Genomic DNA, 253 nt, shown 5'->3' with positions numbered 1-253 from the left:
ACGTTCAGCGAGCTGTAACATAACCGCTTCGCCACCGGGAGGACATTTATAGATGTCATCACCATCAGCAATCGCTTTTGCATAAGGTTTACATCCAGGGTAACCACATTGCCCACATTGAGTTTGCGGCAACATTGCATCTATTTCTTCAACGATTGGATCTTCTTTAACTTTAAATTTAATCGATGAGTAAGCTAATAAAGAGCCAAAAATAAGCCCTAAAACACCGAGAGTTATTATCGCAATAATAATA

1 protein-coding gene is annotated in these 253 nt (G+C 39.1%); it reads right to left on the bottom strand.

Annotation, left to right across the window (positions count from 1 at the left end):
- Positions 1 to 252: RnfABCDGE type electron transport complex subunit B (locus tag V6255_RS18120; protein ID WP_341629391.1), on the bottom strand; the 252-nt coding region annotated here is incomplete at its 3' end.
- Position 253 lies beyond the last annotated feature (1 nt).

The organism is Psychromonas arctica, from assembly GCF_038155225.1.
GTDB classification, from domain to species: Bacteria; Pseudomonadota; Gammaproteobacteria; order Enterobacterales; family Psychromonadaceae; genus Psychromonas; species Psychromonas arctica_B.
Note: the sequence above shows the minus strand (reverse complement) of the source record. Positions and strands in the feature narration are given on the sequence as shown.